We start from the raw sequence: 25,955 nt of genomic DNA on the forward strand, positions 1-25,955 counted from the left end.
GACGGAGAGGTTATATTCTCTCCGACACGAAACTTGACGCATTTTGCAGGTAGTCAAAGAACCACCTAATAATATGGTTGAATTGAGGAATAAGCTCAGAACGTTGCCAATCAGCGCTATCTGCCATAGGCGTAAATGCACCTAAAACAAAAAGTAATGCTGAGACTATCAGCACGCCTCTTAAAGCCCCGAAACAGACCCCCAATACACGATCTGTACCTGATAACCCTGTGCGTTGAACAAGAGAGCTAATCACATAATTCACAACAGCACCGACAATCAGTGTCGCAATAAATAACGTAACTATCGCAATCCCGTTACGAACCAGCTCATCTTCAAACCGGGTAAAATAGACGGCAAGATAAGGATAAAACTGACTAGCAACAAAGAAACCACAACCCCAGGTGATGAGTGACAATGCTTCACGAACAAAGCCACGGATCAGGCTGACTAATGCGGAAAAACCAATAATGGCAATGATGGCGTAATCTATCCAGACCATAAATTCTTTATCCAATAATGATGCTCCGCATTAATACGGAAGCATTCTAACAGAAAACGAAAACGTTTGCGTAATGCTAATTTTCGCTAATTTCAAAATAATTTACGGCGATATGAAAAATCATAATCGCCGCAATAAGTTAACGCTTTGTTACATCACTCATCTGATGACTCGTTTAGAAAAAATTAAGGCTTATATGCCCTTACCTCACCTTGTAAGCCCGTAAGCTCTTTTAAATGAGGCAAAATCGCCTGTAATTCTGACTTCGATGCACTAGGGCCGATATAAATTCGAGTCACTTGCCCTGCAACTGGACGTGCAGGTATGGTGTATACCGGATAACCTGAGAAATGCATTTTCGCAATAATTTCTTCTACCTTCGCCGCATTTTTCAACGCACCTAATTGAACAACCCAAGCCTCACCTTTCGGTGGCTTAGTTTCTTGCACTGGTGGTGCTGGTGGTTGTACTGGAGGCGTAACCACAGCAGGAGGCTCTTGTGTAGACGTTGGTTGTTGTGGTGGTTGTGCTGATGGTGTAACAGGTACAACAGCAGGTGCTTCGGGTGTTGTAACAGTAGGTTGTTCAACGCCTGTCACCGCTTCAGAAAGCATACCTTCAGACGCACCTTCTGATGGAGTAGATGGCACTGAGGTTTGCTCTATCGGGGCGATAGATTCTATTTCTTGCTCATCACCAGGTTTAGGTACTAAAGGAATAGAGGCGAACTGGTCTTCGTTATATTTCTTATCGCCGTCGAGCAGTGCAGGCAAAAAAATAACCCCTACTGCCACCAATACAACGGCACCGACTAAGCGATTTTGAAATTTACTTGCCACTCACACTCTCCTTTTCCAAAAGTTCCATCACATGTGCGACAGTATGAAATGAACCACAAACCACAACAATATCGTTAGGAGTAGCATCAGACATTGCTTGTTGCCATGCATTTTCAACACTATCGAATACCATTGGTTTCTCAAGATGTTGAGCTAATACATCCGCAGAAGCACCTCGAAACTCATTAAGTGGAGCAACATACCAGCTATCAGCCAATGGTGTTAAGCACGCTAATGTTCCTGCAATATCTTTATCACCCAGCATACCAACAACAATACGCACCTGAGTATCAGATTTTTGTGGTAATTGTGATAATTTTTCCGCTAAATAGCCCGCCGCATGAGGATTATGAGCCACATCAAAGATAACCAAAGGATGTTGAGAAATTACCTGAAAACGACCTGGCAATTGTGCGTGAGACATACCTTCAACAATGCTTTGCTGTGTTATTGCTTGGCTGACTTTATCATCAGACTTGAGCAAGCAACGAATAACTGCCATCGCTGTCGCCGCATTGGCTAATGGAATATTAGGGATTGGCAACGCATCAAATTCACAATCAGCACAACGCCAATGCCAGTGATCACCGTCAATAACAAAAGACCAATCAGTTCCTCGACGGAAAAGTTTAGCCTGTTTTTCATTGGCAACTTCAGCAATGGAGTGAGGCATATCCGGCTCACCCACAACGGCGTAGTGATTAGCACGAAAAATACCGGCTTTCTCGTGGCCAATATGCTCTCTATCTGCACCTAACCAATCAGTATGATCGAGTGCAATACTTGTGATAGCAGCAATATCCGCATCAACGATATTCGTCGCATCTAATCGACCGCCTAATCCTACTTCAAGAATAACAACATCAAGTTGTGCTTGTTGAAATAACTTCAGCGCAGCCAGAGTGCCATATTCAAAAAAGGTCAGAGATATATCACCCCTAGCTTGTTCAATTTCTGCAAAAACTTCACAAAAAGCATCTTCGGAAAGTTCTTTGCCTTGAATACGAACACGTTCTGTATAACGGACAAGATGAGGGGAGCTATAAACGCCGATTTTCAATCCTGATGCCATCAAGATTGACTCTAGCATATGGCAGGTTGTGCCTTTCCCATTGGTACCTGAGACAGTAATTACCTTAGGTGCGGGACGTAACACGTTTAATATTTTTCCTACCTTGCCTACTCGTTCTAACCCCATATCAATGGCGCTAGAGTGCAAATGTTCAAGATAAGAAAGCCACACCGACAAAGGCGATGTGGCTTTAGGAGCAGTTATGATATTAGACATCTTCTTTTTTATTCGTTTCGATGTTAATTTCTGGCTCGTTGTCTGTAGATTCAATTTCATCAGCAATCATTTCTTCACCGATGATTTCATCTTCATTTTCATCTTCAACTAAATCATACTGAGTCAGCTTAGCCAGTAATTCAGCCAGCTCATCACGCATTTCAGGACGACGAATAATCATATCGATCGCCCCTTTTTCTAACAGGAACTCACTGCGTTGGAAACCAGTAGGTAATTTTTCACGTACTGTTTGTTCAATAACGCGAGGGCCTGCAAAACCAATCAGTGCTTTAGGTTCAGCAACGTTGATATCACCTAGCATCGCTAAACTTGCAGAAACACCACCCATTGTAGGGTCAGTCATTACTGAAATATAAGGTAAACCACGCTCTTGCATTTTTGCTAATGCTGCACTGGTTTTTGCCATTTGCATTAATGACATCAGTGCTTCTTGCATACGCGCGCCGCCACTTGCTGAAAAGCAAACTAATGGGCAGTTATCTTCTAATGCTTGTTCAACAGCACGAACAAAACGTGCACCTACAACAGAAGCCATTGAACCGCCCATAAACGCAAATTCAAAGGATGCAGCAACAACAGGCATCTTTTTCAGCGTTCCTTTCATCACGATTAATGCATCTTTTTCTTGTGTCTGTTTTTGAGCAGCGCTGATTCTGTCTTTGTATTTTTTAGAGTCGCGGAATTTCAGAATATCTTTAGGCTCTAATTCGCTGCCTAATTCTGTTGTGCTTCCTGTATCAAGGAAAGTCTCAAGGCGACGGCGCGCTGAAATGCGCATATGGTGATCACATTTAGGGCAAACCTCTAAATTACGCTCTAATTCTGCGCGATAGAGTACCTGCCCACAGCTGTCACATTTAGTCCAAACTCCTTCAGGGATATTGGCTTTACGTGAACTTGTGATAGTGCTTTTGTTTAGAATTTTTTCAATCCAGCTCATTAATGGACCTTTTCGTCTGAATCTGACCTTCGCCAGTAAAATTATTGTTAGCGTATCAACCACAATGCACTGGCTGTGTGGTTAGCAAAGTTTATGATGATACCGCTTACTGAATTTCAGCGCATCTCTTTATTATGGCTATTCTACGGCAAAAACTTATGATAACTGCTCAAACCTCTTTGTTATCACTTTCTTTCTTTGCTTTTGCACTCGCTCTGCGGTGGCGTAAGATCTCAATAACGCCCGGTAAAATAGAAATAACAATAATGGCAACAATTAGCAATTTTAAGTTCTTTTGAACTATATCTAAGTCACCAAAAAAGTATCCTGCATAAGTAAATAACAGTACCCATGCAATTGCCCCAGTAACATTGTAAAAGGCAAAATGACGATATGACATTTTACCCATTCCTGCAACGAATGGCGCAAAAGTTCGGATAATCGGCACGAATCTTGCCAAAATTATCGCTTTACCACCATGCTTTTCATAAAAAGCATGAGTTTTATCTAAATATTCACGACGGAAAATCTTTGAATCCGGCTTACTAAATAGTTTTTCACCAAAAAGTCGCCCAATAGAATAGTTAACGGCATCACCTAAAATAGCGGCGCAAAGCAACAGTAAAACAATAATATGGACATTTACATCATTGGTATCTAAAGAAGCTAAAGCACCAGCAACAAATAGCAATGAATCACCAGGTAAAAATGGTGTTATCACCAACCCCGTTTCACAGAAAACAATCAGAAACAAAATGGCATAGACCCACGTGCCATATTGTGCAACAAGCTCGGCTAAATGCGCATCAATATGTAAAATGAAATCAATTAGAAATTTAATTAAATCAACAAATTGTGTTAATATTTCCATAAATCCTCAGAAAACTGGGTGTCTTTATGATTGAGATATCTCAATAGGACTATCCGCTAAAAATAATGGGCCCATTGCAGGTTTTGGTAATTCAAAATGATCAGGATAATCCACAGAAACCAGATACAATCCATTCGCTTTAGCTGTTGCCGCAGCTTTAGTTCTGTCTTTTAAGGCTAATAATTCAGCCATCCAAGTAATACCCTGATTGCCACACCCTATTTCTAAAAGGCTGCCAACAATATTTCTCACCATATGATGAACAAAAGCATTCGCTTTAATATCCACAACAACATAGTCACCATATCGAGAAACATTAACATGCATAACGTTACGCCACGGCGTTCGCGATTGGCATTGGACAGCCCTAAAAGAGGTAAAATCATTTTCCCCCAGTAAACATTGCGCTGCTTGGTGCATACGTTCAGCGTCTAAAGGATAATGAAAATGTGTCACTCCAGATGACAAGATAGCAGGACGATAACGATGATTAAAAATCACATAGCGATAACGTCTTGCCGTTGCACTAAAGCGAGCGTGAAAATCATCAGAAACTGTTTTTACCCAACGTATTGCGATATCCGCAGGTAAATGAGTGTTAACGCCCATTGTCCAAGCGGGATCTTTACGGTGTGCAGTTGTTTCAAAATGGACAACTTGCCCCGTTGCATGTACTCCAGCGTCAGTTCTTCCCGCACAAAATACAGATACAGGTTCATTAGCCACTTGTGAAAGTGCTTTTTCTAACCGTTCTTGTACACTACGCACTTCATTTTGGCGTTGCCAGCCATAATAACGACTACCATCATATTCAACGCCTAGAGCAATTTTGATTGTTGTGCTTTCAGAAGTAACCGCTGACTCAGTCAAAGGTTGTTCTGTTACTTCAGCACTCACTTGCGCATTCATTAGTAAAACTGCTCCTGCATTAATTGCTCTGCTACTTCGACAGCCATTAATGCCCCACCAAAGCGCACGTTATCTGCGACTGACCAGAATTGTAAAGCTTCTGGCATACCATAATCATTACGGAAACAACCTAAATTTAAGCTCACATTACCTGATGCATCGGTGACTTGAGTTGGAAAATCATTTTCATCACTGATATTAAGATCTTCATTTTCTTGTAATGTTTCACGCGCTTCATCACTACCCATTGGGCGTGAAGTTTCTAATTGTACCGACTGTGCATTACCATAGAAAACAGGCGCTTGCAGTGTAGTAACAGAGATTGGCAAGCCTTCGTCTTGTAGAATTTTACGAATTTGGTCAACCATGCGACGCTCTTCTTGTATAGAGCCTTCGTCATCAACCATTAAAGGTAAAATGTTAAATGCTAACTGTTTATTAAAACGACCTAATTCAGGAGGAATACCATTAAGTAGGCGAGCACTTTGACCTGCCAGTTCATCTACGGCTTGTTTTCCAAAACGAGAAACTGACATTAAGTTTGTCACACTAAGGCGCGTTAAACCCGCAGATTCTGTTAATGGATTAATGGCACGTAATAATTGGCTCACCATACTATCTGCAATCGAAACAATATTACGAGTACGGTATTCCGCAAGCATTGCGCTGTTCACGCCCGGAACAACTAATGGTACATCCCAATCCATTGCAAAGATGCCACTACAATCAATGACAATACAGCCAGCATCAGCCGCTTGTTGTGCATATTGCGCGCTGATCTCTGCTGGAGCAGCAAAGAAAGCTAATTGAATATCAGCCCATTCGATATTGTGAATACCTTGAACTGCAACACTTTTGCTGTTTACACGCACTGATTTCCCAATGCTATCTTCACTTGCGATTGCTGTTAATTCACCAATGGGAAATTCACGCTCTTGTAGCAGTTCTAAAATCGCTTCACCAACAGCACCTGTTGCACCAACAACTGCAATATTCCAACCTTCTCCCATAAGATATCCTCCAATACCATAAAATTTTTAAAATAATATTTTGCTTTATTTGTGTGTAGCGCTAAAGCCTATTGCATTTAATGTGTCGACAGTGGTTTGATTGTCACAAATAACGTGTAGTGAAGACCACTCACGGCGTACAGGGTAAAATTTGCGTAACTTATCAAACTCCCCTTTTATTCCTGCCACTTTTCGTAATGGAGCATCATCACGACGCACATCATAAACAAGATGAATAAGTTGTTTTAAAAGTGTTTGTGTTAACTCACCTTGCACAGAAATGGTAGAAATAGTAGGCGCAGGTAACAATGTTGATAATTCAACATGTTGAGGTTGACCAATAAAATCACAATAAGCTTCAAAAACTTGAGTTGTGCCGCGTGCCTTACCTTCTAAGGTATAACCTGCAATATGCGGTGTTGCGATATCAACTTTATTTAATAAATCAATGGAAAGATCTGGCTCTGGCTCCCAAACATCCAATATAACACGTAAGGATTTGCCGTTCTTAAGTACAGACAATAATGCTTGATTATCAACAACTTCGCCACGACTCGCATTAATTAAAATGCGTCCTTCAGGTAATTTTTCGAGATTGCTCTCATTTATTAAATGATAAGTTTTGTATGGGCCTGATTTATTGAGAGGTGTATGGAAGGTTAGAATATCTGCTTTTTCTAACAATGTTTCTAATGGGTGAAATTCTTCATCATCACCATTATCCGCTCTTGGTGGATCGCAAAGTAAAACATTTACACCTAATGCACGAAGGCGTGTTGCTAATCGCCCCCCCACATTTCCCACACCAACAATACCGACAACTTTATCGGTTAATTGAAAGCTATCTTGCTCTGCTAGCATCATCAGTGCAGAAAATACGTATTCAACAACCGCTATAGCATTACAACCTGGGGCAGATGAAAAACCAATTTGTTGTTGCTCTAACCATGCAATATCGACATGGTCGAAACCCGCAGTCGCAGTTCCAACAAATTTCACTGGCTTGCCTGATAATAAGGATTCATTGACTTTGGTAATTGATCTCACCATTAAGGCATCAGAATCATTAAGCTCATCAGTAGGTAATGGGCGACCAGAAACAGCTTTTACCTCACCTAATTGGCGGAAAAGTTGTTCCGCATAAGGCATATTTTCATCAACCAGAATTTTCACGGTGTTATCTCACTGATTTGGTGTTTATGTATGTAAGCAATCAATCGAAAAACAAAATTAAGCGGTCTATTTTGCCACTTATTCACAGCAAAGCCTATTATTGACAGTAAAATCCGCCTAGATTTTAAGTAAATATATGAAAAGAAGGCTTAACAATTGGGTAATCGACGAAAACGTTCTGGTGTTGTGCCGGCAAACTGTTGAAACATCGCAATAAATGAAGACGAGGAGCTATATCCCACATCAAATGCAATTTCATTCACACTTTTTCCTTGCTCTAATAAAGAAATTGCATGTAAAAAGCGTAGGCGTTTACGCCATTCGCTAAAAGACATACCTAATTCCTGTTGACAACGACGAGAAAGTGTTCTTTCTGAGGTATAACGTTTTTTAGCCCATTCTTCTAACGAGGTGTTATCTGCCGGATTTTGCTCTAACACAGAAAGTATAGGGGCAAGTAATTTATCTTTAGAGGAAGGTAAATAAGTATGATGTATTGGTGAAGCTTTAAGTTGATCAATCAGTACTTGGGCTAAGCGAAAATCTTCTTCTGTTTGTGGTTTACACACACCACGATGGAAAAAGTCAGAAAATATGGTTGAAAAAATAGCACTCAATTGAATCAAACAAGGTTTATCTAACAATCCTTCACACCAATTTGGCGCGATATCTAGCACCTTAAAAGAGAGCGTTTTTTTATTGTAACTGGTATGCCCTACATTTTTGGGGATCCATACACTAAACTCTGGTGGCGCCAAAAATCGCTGTCCCCCAGCTTCTAAATCCATAACACCAGAAATTACATAAAGTAGCTGACCAAAATCATGTTGGTGATAAACAAACTCTGTTTCAGCTAATAGTTGCTCATCGCGAAATCTAACCGTATCTGGATCAGACAATAACCATTGCATTTTTTGTTGTTCAATTGTCATCTTTATGTTGTTCTCTTGTCATGTTGTCTTTATTGGCCTATCACTTGTCTGGTTTTCATTATATATATCTAATCAGACAGGCTTACAATAGCAACCTGGTTTAAAAATAGATGTGAGAATAATGAAAAACGCAATTTTTCCGCTTTTAGCGGTGCTAATCTGGTCCATTAATGCAGTCGTTAATAAAGCAGCCGCGTCTGTTATCGATCCTGCTGCAATCTCTTTTTATCGTTGGTTCCTCGCCTTTTTAATTATGACTCCTTTTTTGATCATGCCAGTTTGGCATCATCGTAAAACCGTCAAACAATATTGGTGGAAATTATTTATTCTTGGTGCATTGGGGATGGTGATGTACCAAAGTTTAGCTTATTATGCGGCGCATTATGTTAGTGCAACATTTATGGGGATTTTGAACTCTCTCATCCCATTATTAACCGTTATCATTAGTATTTTTGTTTTACGTGTTGTACCAACAGTAGGTATTGTTTTAGGCACAGTACTTTCAATTAGTGGCTTAGTTTGGCTAATTAGCCGTGGCGAACCTTCTCAGTTGCTTTCCCAAGGTTTGGGTTATGGTGAACTGATGATGTTTATTGCTTCGGCGTCATACGCCCTCTATGGCGTATTAACAAAACGCTGGTCAATTACACTACCTAACTGGCAATCACTTTATGTGCAAATTGGATTTGGTGTTCTGTTATTATTGCCAAACTTCTTTCTTGCCGAGAGTGTTGCGTTAACAAAAGATAATATTGGATTAGTTGTCTTCGCAGGTATCGGTGCTTCTATTCTTGCACCTTATTTGTGGATTTTAGGTGTGATGAAATTAGGTGCAAATACGACCTCTATTTTTATGAACCTAATGCCATTATTTACTGCAATGATCGCTATCGCGCTTCTTGGTGAAGAAATGCATAGTTATCACTTAGTGGGGGGTGGTATTGTGTTACTTGGCGTGCTCTTAGTGCAACAACTCAGAACGCCACTGAATTTCCGACGTCAGTCTGCTCAGAAAAAAGCAGATTGTCGCCAGGAGATGTGAGTCAATGTCAAAAAGACAACAATAAAAAATGCCGGCTAAATTCTTAGCCGGTCACATTCATAATGTTAGGTTTAATAAATAAAACTGACACAAGAAATCAAAGTATAAAATATAAAGTAATACAAGTATCCGTGGCAAACATTACCAACTTTTATATTAAATAGCTCCTATTTATTTGTAATAAAATAATCCAGATCAATTTTTTACGCTCTTTTTGTCTTATTCAACCTTTCCATTATCCTAACCCTATATAAAACAAAACATTTAATGGTTTTGGGTAAAATTAAATTAAACGATTGAAATAAAATAAACCTAATTTAATTTTCTCAATATAAACAATAAATTAACAAAAGCAGTCTATTTTATTAGAATAATAAAATGAGTAACTATTAGGAACGGTATTTTTAACCGTTATTTATATAATCTTTTTTTAATGATTTTTATTCGAAAGATATCTTTATTAGAAGAATAAATTATTATGCATAATAAATTTAAAATAAAAAAGCAGACTCCATTTTAATGAAGCCTGCTTTTTTTAATAAGAAAATATAAGTATATCTAACTATTTTTTATATTTACTCATGACTAGTGAAGCATTTGTACCACCAAAACCAAAGCTATTTGACATTACAGTCTCCAGTTTCTGTTCTGTTGGTTGAGTAATGATGTTCATACCCATTGCTTTATCGTCTAATTCTTCAATATTGATGCTTGGTGCAATAAATCCATGCTCTAACATCAGTAAGCTATAAATTGCTTCATGCACGCCAGCCGCACCTAATGAATGACCAGTCATTGCTTTTGTTGCTGAGATAGCTGGTGTATGCGAGCCAAACACTTCTGTGATAGCTTCAAGCTCTTTTAGATCACCAACTGGCGTTGAAGTACCGTGTGTATTGATATAATCAACTTTATCAACACCTTGCATCGCCATTTGCATACAACGCACCGCACCTTCGCCTGAAGGAGCAACCATGTCTGCACCATCAGACGTTGCGCCATAACCTACGACTTCACCATAGATATGTGCACCACGCGCTAATGCGTGTTCTAGCTCTTCAACAACCACAATACCGCCACCACCTGCGATAACAAAACCATCACGGTTTTTATCGTAAGTACGAGAAGCTTTGGTTGGAGTTTCGTTATATTTAGTTGAGAGTGCGCCCATTGCGTCAAATTCGCAGGTCATTTCCCAACTTAACTCTTCACCACCACCAGCAAATACAACATCTTGTTTGCCTAATTGGATAAGCTCAACAGCGTGACCAATACAGTGAGCCGATGTTGAACAAGCTGAACTAATTGAATAGTTAACGCCTTTAATTTTGAAAGGTGTTGCTAAACAAGCTGAAACACCTGATGCCATTGCACGAGTTACCATATAAGGGCCTACGCCACGTAGACCTTTTGCTCTCATGCCATCAGAACCTTGGACTTGGTTACGTGGAGAACCACCACCAGAACCAACGACTAAGCCAGAACGAATATTAGAAACTTGGTCTTCAGTCAGACCTGAATCAGCTATCGCCTCTTGCATAGATAAATAGGCATAAACCGATGCGTCGCTCATAAAACGGCGGATTTTACGGTCAATAAGACCTTCAGTATCAAGCTTAACGTTGCCCCAAATGTGGCTACGAAGCCCCATCTCTTTAAATTCTTCTGAGAAAGTTATCCCGGAACGACCTTCTTTTAAAGAATCCAGCACTTCTTTCTGGTTATTACCAATGCTCGAAACAATACCCAGACCCGTGATCACTGCGCGCTTCATTCATACCTCTTTACAATAATAGTTGTAGCTGCGGGATTTCTGAGTAGCACTTTAGCGTACAGTTGTACGCCGAACAAGTCCGATCAGGATCTTTTTTACAAAAATACAGATAAGCTAATAAAACACTTTCCCCTTTAAGGCTGGCACAAGCAACCTAACGGCGCTAAGATATTAGTTAATTTTTTCGAGAAATACAGGCAGTTCCGTGAATAATAGCCCGATAAATACTGCGTCTTTAAGTTGGAATGAACTTGGTACACCTATCTCTGAACAATTTGGCGATATTTACTTTTCAAACCAAGACGGTCTAGAAGAAACTCGACATGTGTTCTTGCATGGAAATTATTTTCCATCACGTTTTGGTACACATGTACGCTCTGAATGTGTTATCGCAGAAACAGGATTTGGTACTGGGCTTAATTTTTTAACACTGTGGCAAGCTTTCGATCAATTTAGGCAAACATCCCCTGACTCTCGTTTAAAACGTCTTCATTATGTTAGTTTCGAGAAATTCCCTCTTACAAAAAGTGACTTACAATCTGCACATTGCCATTGGCCTGAACTGGAAAAATATTCACAAGCACTTTGTTCTCAATGGCCATTAGCCATTGCAGGTTGCCATCGCATTATTCTTGCTGATGGAGCAATTACACTGGATTTATGGTTTGGTGATATCAATATCTTGTTACCCCAAACTCGCCAAGCACTACATAATAAAGTGGATGCTTGGTTCTTAGATGGTTTTGCGCCTTCTAAAAACCCACAAATGTGGAGCGAAACTCTCTTTCAATCGATGGCTGATTCAATGCGGGAAAACGGTACATTTGCAACGTTTACTGCCGCAGGGATTGTCAAGCGAGGTTTGCAAAGTGTTGGTTTTGAGATAAATAAAATCAAAGGATTTGGCCAAAAAAGAGAGATGCTGACAGGTGTTTTTCCACATCCCCCATCTCCTGAATTTCTCCCTTACTATGCCAGACCAAGTGCAACCAAAGCACAGAACATTGCAATTATAGGCGGTGGCATTGCCAGTACATTTACCGCGCTTTCCTGCCTAAAAAGAGGTGCCAGTGTCACCTTGTATTGTGAAGATAACCAACCCGCAACTAATGCCTCAGGTAATCGACAAGGTGTGTTATATCCTTTACTTAATGGCAAATCCGATGAACTAGAACAATTTTTTACAAACGCATTTTTATTTGCTCATCGCACTTATGACAACCTAAGTAAAGCAGGTATTCCTTTTTCACATCAATGGTCTGGCGTTGCTCAAATTATTTATAACGAAAAAATTCGTAAAAAAGTACAGCGAATTATCGATAACTCCATACCATTTACTCAAATAGCGTGTTACCTCGATGAAGACGAAGTCAATAATATCAGTGGATTAGACGTTAATTATGATGCTTTGTTTTACCCACAAGCGGGCTGGCTTTCACCGACTGAACTCACAATCAATACATTAAAATATGCTGAACAATTAGGATTAACATTGCGATTTAATCATCAAGTTACTCAAATAAGTGCACAAGAAGCATCTTGGCACTTAAAGGTTGTTCATCACGATGGAAAAAGTACAACACAATTTCAATCACAACATGATTGCGTTATTTTGGCAAATGGGCATCGAATAACAGACTTTACTCAAAGTGAAAAATTACCTATTAGCGCAGTTAGAGGGCAAGTTAGCCATATTTCAACAACAAAGACATTATCAAAACTAAAAACTGTGCTTTGTTATGATGGCTATTTCACTCCTGTTGATCACCAAGATAATTTGCATTGTGTGGGAGCAAGCTTTCGTCGCGATAGATTAGATTTAGCAGTCTCAACGCAAGAGCAAGAAAATAACCAAGCTCATCTTACACAATGTTTAGCAAAAGCCTCTTGGGTTAAAGACGTTGATTTTAGTCGAAATGAAGCTCGAGTAGGTATTCGTTGTACTATACGCGATCACTTACCGTTATTAGGTGAAGTACCTGATTTTGAAAAACTACGAGTGGCATACACACATTTAGATAGATTTAAACGTAGAAAACAAACGCCAGCTTTAGCCCCTGCTTATCATCAACTTTATATTATCAGTGCATTAGGCTCTCGTGGATTGTGTTCGGCACCTTTATCGGCTGAAATTCTTGCAAGCCAAATATTTGGCGAACCGTTTCCAGTTGAAGATAATGTGTTGAATGCCTTACACCCTAATCGTTTTTGGGTAAGACCATTACTGCGTGGAAAGCCGATTGAAGTGGAATAAATGTATAAGCAACCAACCTCGGTTGCTTATTTTTTTACTTTTTTATTATCTTACTATTATACCCGAGATCACCATTTCCAAAGAGAAGCTAAACCTCAAACTTCATTGCACAGCGCGTTTCTTTTACAAAACCCCCTCTTTCCACTTCATCGTCTAAGATTTCTTGCAAAGAATGAGGGATCTCGCTTTCTGACAAAATAGAAAAACCTAAACGTTGATAATACGGTGCATTCCAAGGAACATGGCGAAATGTTGTCAACGTAACAGAGTCAAACTTATGTACTTTTGCTTCATCTTTTACTTTTTGAATAAGTAACTTACCAATTCCCCTATTTTGCCAATCTTGGCTCACTGAGAGCTCATGGATAAATAAGCTTTCTGGTAAATCAGTCGTCATGATAAAACCAACTGGTTCGTTATCACTAGTAACTGCTACCCAATGCCCTTGCTGATCAATAAACGCTAAATGTTTTTCAACACTTTGTACGCCACTTTCACTTATCCAACGTAAGTCTTCTAAAGTACTAAAGAGCTGTCCTGCTGATTGCTCAATAGCAGGCAATGTAGTGGCATCATCGATTTGTGTTTGACGGATCGTAATATCGTTATTTTTTATTTTGTTTTGTGTTGTTGTCATCTCTGTTTCCAGCTTAGGTGTTTTTATACTTTTATGCTTAATTTATTAAAAAGCCATCCTGTTGGATGGCTTATGTTAATACTTAAACAGCTTCTTATTTTTTAAGTCGTTAATCTTTAGGTAATATACCGTAAGATTGAAACTTCTGAGTCTCTATAATAAAACGATTATAGTATATATTGTCTTCCACTGAATCCTTCACCACACGGTTACTATAAGCGCTAACAACAGCAAGTGTCGCCTTATGAAGTTTATCTTTTAGTCTGTTATGGATCTTCGGATCTTCACTTTCTTGAACTTGATTTAATAATGAAACAAGCTCTTCTGCTTCAGCTTGAATATCAGGATCAGTAAATTCTGCTGTCGGTAACATATAGTCTAAATCCAGATTAACAGAATCGTTATATTCATCTTCTTGAGTAAAAGGCTCTAAGTCTTTGTTGTATTCCGCTGAAATATATTTAATAAATTCTGGTTTATCAAAGCATTTATTTTTTATGCCACCATTATTATTTTTATTGCGAGTGCGGATTTCATTAGGAAATGGTTCGCCTAAGGCATAAGTACACTGAAAGATATTACCATCGATTAATGTGGCATTAGTGCTACGCACTGGAAGTTCAAATTCATAACCATTAATAATAACGGGGTAATCGACAGGTTTAAATTGATCTGTTTTTCCCTTTACTGCATAAACTTCTGAAAGAGTGTAATACATAAAATTATCAGGATTTAGTATGCCACCATTATTCTGGTCATAAACCATAAATCGAGCATCATTACCGGCACTATCTTTTAAACTATGCTCACCAGGTGACAGCGTTATATAACCATTTTTACCCGGTTCAACCTGATATTCTTTATCATCGACACTAAAACTAATGACTTTTTCGCTTGGATTACTGTAGTAAAACTTATTTTTTTTATTATATAAATCAAATTGATCACAAGCCGATAAAAATAAAATTGCGCTAGTCAGTAGGCCTATTTTAAAGAAATTTTTCATCGTATCGTTATCCTTATCATAAATATTCTATGCAAATCATTTGCATCCCGAGAAACATTCCTAAAAAACATTTAAAAGTAATTTTACAGAAATGGCAAGGAGTTACAAAAGATAGCACTATTATGCTTAATCAATGAGAGATACATCGACTTTGAAAAATCAAATAAAAACAATTGATAAATAGTAAAGATCAATTTTTGTATAAAAACCAACCTAATTCAACAGTAAATATCTTAAATATGACTCAACGACTGTGATTTTAATAAGATATTAAGAAAGAAAAAACAACCGATTTATGCCGGTTGTTCTCTTAAAAGACATGCAGGATTAATTAATTGAGTTAACTAAATCATGCCAAGTAGATAAAACTAACGCTTGGTCAGGTGGTGAAAGCTCACCTGCTTTTATCGCCTTTTGAATGCTCTCTTCTACACGCGCTCTTAACGCTTCTAACTGTGTGTTATTTTCTTGCTCAAGTTCAGCAATAGCCAGTGTAATATGGCCTTGTAAATATCCACCTGCAAATAATTCATCATCAGTGGCATGTTCAACACGGCTGTCAATTTTATCTAATAAGTACACTTCATACTCAGAAAGCATTATTTATCCTCAATATATAATGTTGCTATTTTTATATCTACCCTGTATTAACAGAGCATAAATACATGTGTTCTAGCAACCTTACTACTTCAGACTCCACCCTATAGGGTAAAACCTTCACAGTGGATAAGCGATAGTTATTCTCGCAATCCTTAATTAACTAAAGGATTTTCCTGATAAGGAAACATCTCTTCGGTTAGCTCTGGGGTATTGTAAAACAAATGTAACGCATTAATAAATAGCTGTGCACGAGGTGGCGTGTTTTTATCTCGTAAATAAGCGAGTACTTGTTCTCTAACTTTATTTCTGAACTCATAACGATCAGGCTCAAAGTTACCTTCTAAATTGTCACAACTGACATTGAAAGGATAACCAGCAGCTTGGCAAAATAACCAATCTAATGCTTGAGGTTTGATTTCTACAACTTCAAACTGTCCTTGAGTGGTTTCATCTCGTCCATCTGGACAATACCAGTAACCATAATCAACTTGTTGGCGGCGAGCCTCTCCAGCAATACACCAATGTGATATTTCATGTAAAGCACTGGCATAAAAGCCATGAGCAAAAATGATTTGGTGATAAGGCGTCTCTTCATTTGCAGGCAAATAAATCGGCTCATCATCCCCTTTAACTAAACGAGTTTGAAAACTTTCGCTAAAACATTGATTAAAGATATCAATTAACTGTTGATAATGATGTGCTGACATTTAAAAACCATCTATTCCTAATTAAAAAGTGCAGAAAACCAAAGTGCAATAGTATCGCCATGATTGTCATGAATGAGTTTGATACTCATCAAAAAGGAGATAATGACCAGCATAGGTCTTATTAATTTTTGCCCTTTTGTTAATACTAAACCTGCACCTAAGCGAGCACCAATAAATTGCCCACAAAGCATAATTAAACCAATAGTCCAAATAACCTGTCCACCAATAATAAAAAACAGTAAAGAGCCAAAATTAGAGGTGAAGTTGAGCAATTTAGCATGAGCAGTCGCTTTTGAAAGATTATATCCAAGTAACATGACATAACCTAAAGCGAAAAAAGAACCTGTACCTGGTCCAAAAATACCATCATAAAAACCGACACCGCCGCCTAATATTGCCCCAAAAGTATAGTAACCAATGCGTTGTTTACTGTCTTGAGCACCTATTGATGGAGTAAAAAGGAAATAGAGGCCAATGGCAATGGTAAGAATAGGAAGCGCTTGTTTAAGAATTTCGGGGTTAATAAACTGCACTAACATTGCACCAGAAACTGCACCAATAAAAGTCATTAAAATTGCAAATCGCTGCGCTTTTAAATCAATAACCTTTCGACGTATAAAATAGAGCGTAGCCGAGAACGAGCCACCTACTGATTGTAATTTATTTGTTGCGAGAGCCTGAACTGGCGGGATCCCCGCAGATAACAAAGCTGGAATGGTGATTAATCCACCGCCACCAGCTATTGAATCAATAAAACCTGCGATTAAAGCAACACAGAAGAGAAGAAGGTAGATGCCATCTGAAAAGAGCCAATCCATTTATCTATCCGAATTATTAGGAATGAAGGACGCGTTGCTGTGTTTATCTCATTATTTTAAAAAACCACAGCAACACGATCTGAGCATAATAAAATTAGGCGCTCACACCTTTAAAGCGAACATCAAACTTACAACAGTTTATCGACCACGTTATTGATGTAGAATGATTACCATTGCATTAGCGGAGGTACAACATCACCACATTGACCACGTTGGCGCAATGCATGATCGAGCAATACAATTGCCATCATTGCTTCTGCAATAGGGATAGCGCGAATTCCCACACAAGGATCATGACGACCTCTGGTTATCATATCGACTTCTTCACCATCACGATTAATTGTTTTTCCTGCAATAGTAATGCTAGATGTTGGTTTTAAAGCGATATGAGCAACAATAGGCTGACCACTGCTAATCCCACCTAAAATGCCACCTGCATGATTGCTAGTAAAACCATTTTTAGTGATTTCATCTCTATTTTCAGTGCCTTTTAAGGTTACAACACCAAAACCATCACCAATTTCAATTCCTTTAACTGCATTAATACTCATTAACGCGTGTGCTAAATCTGCATCTAGTCTGTCAAAAACAGGCTCACCAAATCCGGCTGGTACACCTTCTGCAACCACAGTCACTTTTGCACCAATCGAATTGCCTTCTTTTTTAAGCGCACGCATGTATTCATCAAGTGCTTCTAAACGAGAAGGATCTGGGCAGAAAAACGGGTTGGTTTCAACGATAGACCAATCAACAAGATCACAAGTAATTGGGCCTAGCTGAGAAAGATAGCCTTTTACTTCAATACCCATTTTCTCTTTTAGGTATTTTTTAGCGATTGCACCAGCAGCAACACGCATTGCAGTTTCTCGTGCAGAAGAGCGCCCACCACCACGATAATCACGCAAACCATATTTTTGCTCGTAGGTATAATCAGCATGACCTGGGCGAAAAACATCTTTGATTTCACTGTAATCTTGGGAGCGTTGATCAGTGTTTTCAATCAATAAACCAATGCTTGTTCCTGTTGTAACACCATTAAATACACCTGACAAAATGCGTACTTGATCAGGTTCACGGCGTTGAGTGGTATAACGCGATGTTCCGGGTCTACGTCTATCTAAATCAATTTGTAAGTCAGCTTCTGTTAAAGGTAATCCAGGAGGCACACCATCAACAATGCAACCTAATGCAATACCATGAGACTCACCGAAAGTAGTGACTCTGAATAATTGTCCGATACTGTTTCCTGCCATCCCTTTATTCCTATCTTTTACTGTGTGATGTTATCAATATGTTATTTGTAATAAATAACAATCTACCGTCTCATTGCTGTTACATCAATGTTTATCAGTAGAAAAACACGCTGAATATTCGATGAGCTGTTCACGAGTCAGCATAAAGACACCGAGTCCACCATTTTCAAACTCAAGCCATGTAAATGGAATCTCAGGGAATTGCTCAATTAAATGAACCATACTATTACCCACTTCACACACTAAAATACCTTTTTCACTCAGATATTCAGGCGCTTTTAGCAAAATTTGTCTTGTAATATCAAGACCATCGATACCTGAAGCTAATGCTAACTCAGGTTCAACTTGGTATTCATCAGGTAAATCGCCCATATCTTCAACATCAACATACGGAGGATTTGTCACAATAATATCGTAAGGTGTTGGAACAATGGCATTAAATAAATCTGACTGCATTGGATAAACACGATGCACTAAACCGTGGTTTTCAATATTAAATTCAGCTACTTCCAGTGCATCTTCAGAAATATCAACCGCATCAACTTCAGCATCTTCAAATTCATGAGCACAAGCAATAGCAATACAGCCACTTCCAGTACATAAATCAAGAATACGAGTTGGTTCTTGCTGAATTAAACCATCAAAATGATTATTAATTAATTCACCAATAGGAGAGCGTGGGATAAGAACACGCTCATCAACATAAAATTCGTGACCACAGAACCAAGCGCTATGCGTTAAATAAGGAACTGGGATTTTTTGCTCAATACGGCTTTCGATAAGCGTAATAATTTCCATTTTTTCAGAAGTTGTTAACTTGGTTGATAACAGTGCATCTGGAATATCTAAAGGAAGTGCAATGGTTGGTAATACCAGCTGTAATGCTTCATCCCACGCGTTATCTGTGCCATGACCATAGTAAATATCAGATGAATTAAACTGACTCATAGCCCAACGTAACATATCTAGGATCGTGCTTAGATCAGCAACCGCTTCCTCTTTTAGTGTTATATCCAAAACTGTTGTCCTCTGAAGAAATAGAAAGTCTGTAGTTTGCCATGAAGATTGCGATAAATCAGCGGGAAACCATAAAAAAACATCACTACATTATTATTATCTTGATCATACCCATACACTTATTATGGTTTTAAACTTCAATCAGGTAATCAAAAGCAAAATTTATGATCTATTCATAAATAAAGATTAGCGTTTTATACTTTTAATTTAACTTTCATTAGCAAGAAAATGAAACTAGACCATACTTAGAGTATGAAAGAATTAACTGTGTACCAAAATGCGCCTATAGATGTTTTTCATTCAATATGCAGTCACTTGAAAGCAAATAACTAATTTAAAAGACTATTTAAATATCTTTTTATCGTTTTTTATCGAAACCTGAAGATATAGTAATATTTTATGTTCCACAGATATTATAAGTAGAGCAACTTATTAACTAGCCTATATTTGCTAACTATGTGACTATTTCGGCAGGGTAAATTCCCTGCTTTTTTTTACGCTAAATTTATGGCCTATACTTTTTTATCTCTGACACTATTTCATGTACTATTGCCTTATAAAGACAGTAACACTATGAAGAATCGTAAAAAATGAATAAAAAATTTTCATTACCTCCTTCTGAAATTGAGTTGTTTCAGGAGATGATAAAAGGTACTAAGAAATTACCTCAAGATAAAATACTTCATTCGCCAAAACGTAAAAAAGTGACACATTACGCGCCTGAACGTCTGCAACAAGAGCAAGTTGATGCCTCTTATTATTTTTCAGATGAATTTCAGCCTAACTTAGCCACAGAAGGCCCAATGCGCTATTTAAGGGAAGGCGCTAATGCTTATGAATTAAAAAAGCTACGTCGTGGTGATTATGTACCTGAGTTTTTTCTAGATTTGCACGGATTAACACAGTTAATTGCAAAACAAGAGATTGGCGCATTGATTGCGGCATGTAGACGAGAGCATGTTTATTGTGCCTGTATTATGCATGGGCATGGCAAACATATTTTAAAACAACAAACACCTCTTTGGTTAGCACAACACCCTGATGTAATTGCTTTTCATCAAGCCCCTAAAGAATGGGGAGGTGATGCCGCATTATTAGTACTCGTAGAAAACGACGATATTGCTCGCCGCTAAACCTCAAAAATTCTATTGCATTAACCCTTAAATCACCTATCGGGTGAAATAAGGTGTTAATTATTTACTTAGTTAGTTGATTTAAATTTTTATTTCAATGTTGAGGGTGATACTTGCCATAGCAACTCCCCTGCACCTTTTGATAAATCAAAATCAACACAGGCAATGGTTGATGTTGAAAACATAGGAGCACATACCGCAGGGCAGAGTTCAGCGACAACATAACCCACTAAAGGTAAGTGAGAAATAACAAGAATATTTTTATATCCTGTATCACCCAAGGCACGTAAGTAATGTGCAACATGTGAAGGATTACCTCCTGGGATAAGTCCATCATCTGTTTCTATTTTATTAGGGAGCGCTAAATCTGCTTTTACTGCATCCAATGTCTGTTGAGCACGTAAATAAGGGCTGACTAAAACATAATCAATTATATGTCCTTGCTTTATCATCCATTCAGCCATTTTTATTGATTCACTTTTTCCACGCTCAGTCAGTGGTCTTAGTGCATCACTGGCAGCATCAAGAGCCGCTTCTCCGTGGCGCATAATAAAAATTTGCATAGTAAATTATCAAACCTATTTTATTTTTGTAATTACTGGTATTTACAGTTTTAAGATACTTAATTTAATTCAGTTTAAATCAATATATCCCCATATAAAAATCTTCAATACCCTAATTGCAATAGCATTATTAATCTTTTTAAGATCATGCCGTTGGTTTACAAATCAACATCATTTTCAGAATTTTATTTTAAAAAATTTCGTTTTTAAATTTATTTTCAAATAACTATTTTGCCATATCTGGCTATCATTAACACTTTCGACCTCTTTTTCCATTAAAAATTCATCAATTATTAATCTGACGCAAAAAGTACAAGAAAAAAGGCGCCTAAGCGCCTCAATCAAAACAAGTGTCACAAAAGGAAAAAGCAATGGTAAAGTGATGACCTTAATCGTAAAAACGTTCATTTCGTTTAGCCATTTCGACTAAACGCTCACAAGGGCGATATTTTTCTCCGTATTTATCGGCAAGTTGATTGAGCTTTTCTGCCACTTTTGTTGTTCCCATACTGTCCATATAACGGAATGGACCACCAAAAAAAGGAGGAAAACCGATACCAAATACAGCACCAATATCACCATCTCGTGGTTGCTTTATAATATTTTCATCTAAACAACGAACGGCCTCATTTAACATTAATAATAAACAACGCTCCGTAATTTCAGAGGAAGATAATTGGCTTTTAGGTTTAATTCGTAATAACCGATATATAGCCGGATCAGGCTGTTTTTTATTTTTACTTAAAGAAAAAGGTAATGCATGTTTTGCATAAAGATAAAAACCTCGTCCATTTTTACGACCTTTTCTATCATCAGCAATAATGGCATCCACAGCAGGAGGAGAGGCAAATCTGTCACCAAATGCATTCACTAATATTGGTGTTATTTTTGTGCCAATATCGATACCCACTTCATCCAATAACTGAATAGGCCCTACGGGAAAACCAAACTGAACAAGTGCTTTATCAATATTCTCAATAGGTTCTCCTTGTACTAAGCATGTCAATGCTTCACTGATATAAGGAGCAAGAATACGGTTAACATAGAATCCTGGTTTATCACCAACAACTATTGCAACCTTGCCCTGCTTTTTCGCAAAAGCTACAGTTGTAGCAATAGTTTTTTCATCGGTATTTTCATGCGGAATAACTTCAACCAAAGGCATTTTTTCTACTGGACTAAAATAGTGAAGCCCGATCACTTTTTCTGGGTATTTTGCTGTTTCTGCAATTTTATGAATAGGAAGTGAAGAGGTATTTGAAGCAAAAATGATTTTACCTTTTCCTACTTCTTCGATATCTGCGACCATTTTCTGTTTTAAAGCCAGATCTTCAAAAACCGCTTCAACAATAATATTTGATTGATGAAAACCGCTATAATCCAATGAACCCGAGAGTAGCCCCATTTGACGTTGACGTTCGCGTGGAGATAACCTTTTTTTGCTTACTTTGGCTGAAAGCGCTTTCCAACTATAATTAAGCGCCTGAGCAATTCCTTTATCGCTAATATCTTTAATTCTTGCTGGTAAATTACCTTTTGTTACAGTCACAAAAGCAATACCACCGCCCATTAATCCACCACCTAAAATACCGATATGGTGTAAATTATCTGGTTTTTCGGATGATCCAGTTTCATTTTTAAGTGCCGTAGAGGCAAAAAAGAGATGTCTTAATGCCGATGAAACGGGTGTCATCGCTAGTTCACCAAACGCATTAGCCTCTTCTTTAAAACCTGTTTGAATATCTTTCTCAAGGCCTCGTTCAATAACATGAAGAATACGCTCTGCAGCTGGATAGTGGCCTTTCGTCTTAGCTAATGTGCGTTTTTTTGCTTGCCCAAACAGTATATTTCTACCTAAAGTCGTATTTGCCCAAAAGCGATCCATTATCGAATGTTTTTTCTGATCTTTTTTACCTGATAAAATCCATTTAGCTGCAACTTCTAATAGAATATCTTGTGAGACAACATCGTTTACAAGACCTAATTTTAAGGCTCGTTTCGCATTAATTTGTCTACCCGTTAAAATCATATCTAACGCAGATGTCACACCAATAAGACGAGGTAAACGTTGAGTTCCGCCAGAGCCTGGTAGTAATCCAAGTTGCACTTCAGGAAGCCCTAAACGTGTTTTATTATTATCAGAACAAATTCGTCCATGACAGGCTAAGGCTAATTCAAGCCCTCCACCAAGGCATGCACCATTGATAGCCGCTACAACAGGCAATGGGTAATTTTCAAGTTGCGTAAAAAGATCCTGCCCTGCTTTTGCTAATGCACTCGCTTCTTCTTTGGTTTTACAACCCGCAATCATGGAGATATCCGCACCCGCAATAAAACTGTCTGTTTTACCCGAAGTGATAATCAATCCTTTTACACCGGAGTGTTGCTGAGCCTGCTTTAAAACATCTTGAAACTGCTGTACAAACTCTGCTTTTAGTGTGTTTACTTTTTCACCAATAACATCAATAGTGATAATGCCTACTTTGTCATTACGAACTGAGAATTGAAAAACAGATGATTTTTCTAGTGTTGTTTGTTGTTCCATTATTCCACCTCCAAAATCATCGCTGCACCTAATCCACCAGCCGCACAAGCAGTGGTTAACCCAAATCCTCCACCTCGACGTTTAAGCTCATGTAGTGTCTGTGTGACCATTCTTGCGCCAGTCGCTGCAAATGGGTGCCCATAAGCAATAGAACCGCCTAGCACATTAAATTTATCCATATCCACTTCTCCAATCGCCTTGGATAATCCTAGTTGCTCTTTAGCAAAACGCTCACTGGCAAATAGTGTCAAATTGCTTAATGTTTGTGCAGCAAAAGCTTCATGCATATCAATTAACGTTAAATCACTCAATGCAAGACCAGCGCGAGAAAGCGCAAGTGGTGTGGCATATGATGGTCCCAATAGCATATCTTTCCAAACATCTGTCGCTGTAAAAGCATAACTACGCAAATAACCTAAAGGCTGATAACCGAGACTTTTGGCAACAGATTCTTTCATCATTAATACAGCGGCTGCGCCATCGGTTAATGGCGTACTGTTTGCGGCAGTGACACTACCATGGCGACGATCAAAGGCTGGTTTGAGTTTGGCATAAGAATCAAGAACTGAATTTTTACGAATATTGTTATCTTGATGAAAACCTTCTTTGTAAGGTGGGAAAAACGCAGTCATGACTTCATCATCTAATTTACCCATTTCCCATGCTTTCGTTGCTAATTGATGAGAACGATGCGCTAATTCATCTTGAGCAACTCTGGAAATATGATAAGTCTTTGCCATTTGCTCCGCTGTATCTCCCATACGCAACCCCGTTGAATATTCAGCAACTGCGGGTGCCACAGGAAGGAGATCACGAAATCGTAATTGGCTTAAATAACTTAATTTCTGACCTAATGATTTGGCCTTATTAAGGCTTAATAAAACATCCGCAAGCTTTTTACTAACGCCGATAGGCAAAACTGAAGAAGAGTCTGCACCACCAGCAATACCGACAGAAACATGTCCAGCCATCATGCTTTCAGCAACATTAGCAATCGCCTGAAAGCTTGTTGCACATGCTCTTGTTACACTATAAGCATCAGTTTTTACACTTAACCCTGCGCCAAGAACAATTTCTCTGGCAATGTTAGGTGCCTCTGGCATTTGAACCACTTGACCGAAAACAAGTTGATCAATAATTTCGGGAAGAATTTCATTGCGAGTCACTAATTCTTGAACCACTGAACGCCCTAATTCAACTGCAGGTACTCCTCGATACGCAGTCGCTTGTTTAGCAAAAGGTAAGCGTAGCCCGCTGATAATGGCGATGCGATCTTTCATAGCACTGTTCGTTGATGACTTCATAACGGCTCCTGACAAAATGATTTCCTAACACCAAAGAGGTCTGACCTGATAATAGTGTTAACAAAAATTTCACCTTTCAGAAACGTCATTTTACGAGAAGTGGGAGTTAGCGCTCAATATTTCGATTAAATGTCTGAAACTTAACAATAATGATAGAAAAGAGAATGGGGTGAACGAGAGATATAAAAAAGGCTGTCGAATTTCAACAGCCTTAAATCTATTAATTTCAGAGGATTAACGTAATCCTAACTGGAAAATTAGGTTTTCTGCTTCACAAGAGAATGTAAAATCAGCGGTAAGTTGAACACCACCATCAACGTCAGCAAATTGTTGATCGATTTTGCAAGGCTCTGAAGCGATAGATTGTGCTTTTGCACTAAGTTGATCTAACATTGCTTGCGCTTGTGCTTTATCAGCGAAGACATGCTGATATGACGCTGTGCAATTCTTATTGTCAATAATAGTACCCACATCTACACAACAGCAAGCAGCGGTTTCTTCTGCACTACAACGATTAATTGCGTCTGCCATTTTAGTCTCCCAACGAAAGAAATGTTAATTATCTATCATAATCGCAAAAAAATAAAATAAACTGCTTTAGCTCAAATTTTATTACAATTTTACAAAAATAATTGATTATTCTGTTTATTTAACAATCAAAAACATCTTTATTGGCATATTTTGTGAAAAATATGTTAACCAAATCTCAATTATTGAATCTAAATGGAAATATTTTCAAAACATACTTGCAACATTTGGAGTAATCAACTTTATACTTAATCAACTGGTCTGATTTGTCATAACGACAACCGCACCT

Annotated in this window: 24 protein-coding genes; 3 read left to right on the forward strand and 21 right to left on the reverse strand. The window is 38.3% G+C overall.

Features of this window, described 5'->3' with window-relative positions:
- Nucleotides 1–10: 10 nt before the first annotated feature.
- From cvpA to GTH25_RS11690, 9 genes are all read right to left on the reverse strand, one after another.
- Complete coding sequence (cvpA, locus tag GTH25_RS11650; protein WP_023581692.1) at nucleotides 11–502, reverse strand: colicin V production protein; 492 nt, start codon at nucleotides 500–502, stop codon at nucleotides 11–13.
- 185 nt (nucleotides 503–687) lie between these two features.
- Entirely contained in the window at nucleotides 688–1,341 is a 654-nt protein-coding gene (gene dedD / locus GTH25_RS11655) for a cell division protein DedD (RefSeq protein WP_075670604.1), read from the reverse strand.
- The gene (gene folC, locus GTH25_RS11660) at nucleotides 1,331–2,629 is read right to left on the reverse strand and encodes a bifunctional tetrahydrofolate synthase/dihydrofolate synthase (RefSeq protein WP_156733724.1); all 1,299 of its coding nucleotides are present in this window, start codon (nucleotides 2,627–2,629) and stop codon (nucleotides 1,331–1,333) included. The genes dedD and folC overlap by 11 nt, the downstream gene beginning before the upstream one ends.
- On the reverse strand, nucleotides 2,622–3,590 hold the full coding sequence (accD, locus tag GTH25_RS11665; protein WP_099659399.1) for an acetyl-CoA carboxylase, carboxyltransferase subunit beta: 969 nt from the start codon (nucleotides 3,588–3,590) through the stop codon (nucleotides 2,622–2,624). The genes folC and accD overlap by 8 nt, the downstream gene beginning before the upstream one ends.
- Before the next feature lie 169 nt (nucleotides 3,591–3,759).
- Nucleotides 3,760–4,461 (reverse strand): DedA family protein, encoded by a 702-nt coding sequence (locus GTH25_RS11670; protein ID WP_075670598.1) that lies wholly within the window; start codon nucleotides 4,459–4,461, stop codon nucleotides 3,760–3,762.
- Between the two features lie 24 nt (nucleotides 4,462–4,485).
- Entirely contained in the window at nucleotides 4,486–5,370 is an 885-nt protein-coding gene (gene truA / locus GTH25_RS11675; RefSeq protein WP_075670596.1) for a tRNA pseudouridine(38-40) synthase TruA, read from the reverse strand.
- Entirely contained in the window at nucleotides 5,370–6,380 is a 1,011-nt protein-coding gene (locus tag GTH25_RS11680; protein ID WP_075670594.1) for an aspartate-semialdehyde dehydrogenase, read from the reverse strand. Before GTH25_RS11680 ends, truA begins: the two co-directional genes overlap by 1 nt.
- 45 nt (nucleotides 6,381–6,425) lie before the next feature.
- The gene (gene pdxB, locus GTH25_RS11685) at nucleotides 6,426–7,553 is read right to left on the reverse strand and encodes a 4-phosphoerythronate dehydrogenase PdxB (protein WP_075670592.1); all 1,128 of its coding nucleotides are present in this window, start codon (nucleotides 7,551–7,553) and stop codon (nucleotides 6,426–6,428) included.
- Between the two features lie 149 nt (nucleotides 7,554–7,702).
- Nucleotides 7,703–8,485 (reverse strand): AraC family transcriptional regulator, encoded by a 783-nt coding sequence (locus GTH25_RS11690; protein WP_164530585.1) that lies wholly within the window; start codon nucleotides 8,483–8,485, stop codon nucleotides 7,703–7,705.
- Nucleotides 8,486–8,606: 121 nt separating this feature from the next.
- Here GTH25_RS11690 and GTH25_RS11695 point away from each other — a divergent pair, with 121 nt between their 5' ends.
- Nucleotides 8,607–9,527, forward strand: a complete 921-nt coding sequence (locus tag GTH25_RS11695) for a DMT family transporter (protein ID WP_075670588.1) — start codon at nucleotides 8,607–8,609, stop codon at nucleotides 9,525–9,527.
- Between the two features lie 562 nt (nucleotides 9,528–10,089).
- On the opposite strand, the gene fabB is transcribed toward GTH25_RS11695, so the two are convergent.
- The gene (fabB, locus tag GTH25_RS11700) at nucleotides 10,090–11,301 is read right to left on the reverse strand and encodes a beta-ketoacyl-ACP synthase I (protein ID WP_075670586.1); all 1,212 of its coding nucleotides are present in this window, start codon (nucleotides 11,299–11,301) and stop codon (nucleotides 10,090–10,092) included.
- A gap of 205 nt (nucleotides 11,302–11,506) precedes the next feature.
- On the opposite strand from fabB, the gene mnmC reads away from it, so the two are divergent.
- Entirely contained in the window at nucleotides 11,507–13,555 is a 2,049-nt protein-coding gene (gene mnmC, locus GTH25_RS11705; protein ID WP_099659395.1) for a bifunctional tRNA (5-methylaminomethyl-2-thiouridine)(34)-methyltransferase MnmC2/FAD-dependent 5-carboxymethylaminomethyl-2-thiouridine(34) oxidoreductase MnmC1, read from the forward strand.
- A gap of 88 nt (nucleotides 13,556–13,643) precedes the next feature.
- Here mnmC and GTH25_RS11710 read toward each other — a convergent pair whose 3' ends face one another.
- The 7 genes from GTH25_RS11710 to prmB form a co-directional block, all read right to left on the reverse strand.
- The gene (locus GTH25_RS11710; protein ID WP_159241935.1) at nucleotides 13,644–14,192 is read right to left on the reverse strand and encodes a GNAT family N-acetyltransferase; all 549 of its coding nucleotides are present in this window, start codon (nucleotides 14,190–14,192) and stop codon (nucleotides 13,644–13,646) included.
- Nucleotides 14,193–14,301: 109 nt separating this feature from the next.
- Entirely contained in the window at nucleotides 14,302–15,198 is an 897-nt protein-coding gene (locus tag GTH25_RS11715; RefSeq protein WP_164530586.1) for a cupin domain-containing protein, read from the reverse strand.
- Between the two features lie 327 nt (nucleotides 15,199–15,525).
- A complete protein-coding gene (locus tag GTH25_RS11720) occupies nucleotides 15,526–15,798 on the reverse strand; it encodes a YfcL family protein (RefSeq protein ID WP_164530587.1) in 273 nt (90 codons plus the stop codon).
- A 152-nt stretch (nucleotides 15,799–15,950) separates the two neighbouring features.
- Nucleotides 15,951–16,505: an elongation factor P hydroxylase gene (locus tag GTH25_RS11725; RefSeq protein ID WP_088495095.1), complete on the reverse strand. Its 555-nt coding sequence runs from the start codon at nucleotides 16,503–16,505 to the stop codon at nucleotides 15,951–15,953.
- 17 nt (nucleotides 16,506–16,522) lie between these two features.
- Nucleotides 16,523–17,323 (reverse strand): sulfite exporter TauE/SafE family protein, encoded by an 801-nt coding sequence (locus tag GTH25_RS11730; RefSeq protein ID WP_099659393.1) that lies wholly within the window; start codon nucleotides 17,321–17,323, stop codon nucleotides 16,523–16,525.
- A 167-nt stretch (nucleotides 17,324–17,490) separates the two neighbouring features.
- Entirely contained in the window at nucleotides 17,491–18,576 is a 1,086-nt protein-coding gene (gene aroC, locus GTH25_RS11735) for a chorismate synthase (RefSeq protein WP_075670574.1), read from the reverse strand.
- 84 nt (nucleotides 18,577–18,660) lie between these two features.
- Complete coding sequence (gene prmB, locus GTH25_RS11740; protein ID WP_159241934.1) at nucleotides 18,661–19,593, reverse strand: 50S ribosomal protein L3 N(5)-glutamine methyltransferase; 933 nt, start codon at nucleotides 19,591–19,593, stop codon at nucleotides 18,661–18,663.
- 590 nt (nucleotides 19,594–20,183) lie between these two features.
- Here prmB and smrB point away from each other — a divergent pair.
- Nucleotides 20,184–20,726, forward strand: a complete 543-nt coding sequence (gene smrB, locus GTH25_RS11745; RefSeq protein WP_075670570.1) for an endonuclease SmrB — start codon at nucleotides 20,184–20,186, stop codon at nucleotides 20,724–20,726.
- Nucleotides 20,727–20,815: 89 nt separating this feature from the next.
- Here the strand turns inward: smrB and sixA are convergent, their stop codons facing one another.
- The 4 genes from sixA to GTH25_RS11765 all read right to left on the reverse strand — a co-directional run bounded on the left by sixA (nucleotide 20,816) and on the right by GTH25_RS11765 (nucleotide 25,669).
- Nucleotides 20,816–21,289: a phosphohistidine phosphatase SixA gene (gene sixA / locus GTH25_RS11750; protein ID WP_075670568.1), complete on the reverse strand. Its 474-nt coding sequence runs from the start codon at nucleotides 21,287–21,289 to the stop codon at nucleotides 20,816–20,818.
- 388 nt (nucleotides 21,290–21,677) lie between these two features.
- Nucleotides 21,678–23,834: a fatty acid oxidation complex subunit alpha FadJ gene (gene fadJ / locus GTH25_RS11755; RefSeq protein ID WP_075670564.1), complete on the reverse strand. Its 2,157-nt coding sequence runs from the start codon at nucleotides 23,832–23,834 to the stop codon at nucleotides 21,678–21,680.
- Nucleotides 23,834–25,138 carry an acetyl-CoA C-acyltransferase FadI gene (fadI, locus tag GTH25_RS11760; RefSeq protein ID WP_164530588.1) on the reverse strand — a complete coding sequence of 435 codons (1,305 nt, stop codon included), beginning with the start codon at nucleotides 25,136–25,138 and terminating at the stop codon, nucleotides 23,834–23,836. Before fadI ends, fadJ begins: the two co-directional genes overlap by 1 nt.
- A 234-nt stretch (nucleotides 25,139–25,372) precedes the next feature.
- On the reverse strand, nucleotides 25,373–25,669 hold the full coding sequence (locus GTH25_RS11765; protein WP_075670560.1) for a YfcZ/YiiS family protein: 297 nt from the start codon (nucleotides 25,667–25,669) through the stop codon (nucleotides 25,373–25,375).
- Nucleotides 25,670–25,955 lie beyond the last annotated feature (286 nt).

The organism is Proteus terrae subsp. cibarius (assembly GCF_011045835.1).
GTDB classification, from domain to species: Bacteria; Pseudomonadota; Gammaproteobacteria; order Enterobacterales; family Enterobacteriaceae; genus Proteus; species Proteus cibarius.

What these genes read in the sequence shown, in the direction of transcription:
- aroC (WP_075670574.1), bottom strand. Translation starts at nt 18,576, where the DNA reads ATGGCAGGAAACAGTATCGGACAATTATTCAGAGTCACTACTTTCGGT.
- GTH25_RS11670 (WP_075670598.1), bottom strand. Translation starts at nt 4,461, where the DNA reads ATGGAAATATTAACACAATTTGTTGATTTAATTAAATTTCTAATTGAT.
- GTH25_RS11720 (WP_164530587.1), bottom strand. Translation starts at nt 15,798, where the DNA reads ATGCTTTCTGAGTATGAAGTGTACTTATTAGATAAAATTGACAGCCGT.
- accD (WP_099659399.1), bottom strand. Translation starts at nt 3,590, where the DNA reads ATGAGCTGGATTGAAAAAATTCTAAACAAAAGCACTATCACAAGTTCA.
- GTH25_RS11695 (WP_075670588.1), top strand. Translation starts at nt 8,607, where the DNA reads ATGAAAAACGCAATTTTTCCGCTTTTAGCGGTGCTAATCTGGTCCATT.
- cvpA (WP_023581692.1), bottom strand. Translation starts at nt 502, where the DNA reads ATGGTCTGGATAGATTACGCCATCATTGCCATTATTGGTTTTTCCGCA.
- GTH25_RS11730 (WP_099659393.1), bottom strand. Translation starts at nt 17,323, where the DNA reads ATGGATTGGCTCTTTTCAGATGGCATCTACCTTCTTCTCTTCTGTGTT.
- truA (WP_075670596.1), bottom strand. Translation starts at nt 5,370, where the DNA reads ATGAATGCGCAAGTGAGTGCTGAAGTAACAGAACAACCTTTGACTGAG.
- GTH25_RS11715 (WP_164530586.1), bottom strand. Translation starts at nt 15,198, where the DNA reads ATGAAAAATTTCTTTAAAATAGGCCTACTGACTAGCGCAATTTTATTT.
- sixA (WP_075670568.1), bottom strand. Translation starts at nt 21,289, where the DNA reads ATGCAAATTTTTATTATGCGCCACGGAGAAGCGGCTCTTGATGCTGCC.
- GTH25_RS11680 (WP_075670594.1), bottom strand. Translation starts at nt 6,380, where the DNA reads ATGGGAGAAGGTTGGAATATTGCAGTTGTTGGTGCAACAGGTGCTGTT.
- fadJ (WP_075670564.1), bottom strand. Translation starts at nt 23,834, where the DNA reads ATGGAACAACAAACAACACTAGAAAAATCATCTGTTTTTCAATTCTCA.
- smrB (WP_075670570.1), top strand. Translation starts at nt 20,184, where the DNA reads ATGAATAAAAAATTTTCATTACCTCCTTCTGAAATTGAGTTGTTTCAG.
- fadI (WP_164530588.1), bottom strand. Translation starts at nt 25,138, where the DNA reads ATGAAGTCATCAACGAACAGTGCTATGAAAGATCGCATCGCCATTATC.
- GTH25_RS11710 (WP_159241935.1), bottom strand. Translation starts at nt 14,192, where the DNA reads ATGACAACAACACAAAACAAAATAAAAAATAACGATATTACGATCCGT.
- GTH25_RS11765 (WP_075670560.1), bottom strand. Translation starts at nt 25,669, where the DNA reads ATGGCAGACGCAATTAATCGTTGTAGTGCAGAAGAAACCGCTGCTTGC.
- GTH25_RS11690 (WP_164530585.1), bottom strand. Translation starts at nt 8,485, where the DNA reads ATGACAATTGAACAACAAAAAATGCAATGGTTATTGTCTGATCCAGAT.
- folC (WP_156733724.1), bottom strand. Translation starts at nt 2,629, where the DNA reads ATGTCTAATATCATAACTGCTCCTAAAGCCACATCGCCTTTGTCGGTG.
- fabB (WP_075670586.1), bottom strand. Translation starts at nt 11,301, where the DNA reads ATGAAGCGCGCAGTGATCACGGGTCTGGGTATTGTTTCGAGCATTGGT.
- GTH25_RS11725 (WP_088495095.1), bottom strand. Translation starts at nt 16,505, where the DNA reads ATGTCAGCACATCATTATCAACAGTTAATTGATATCTTTAATCAATGT.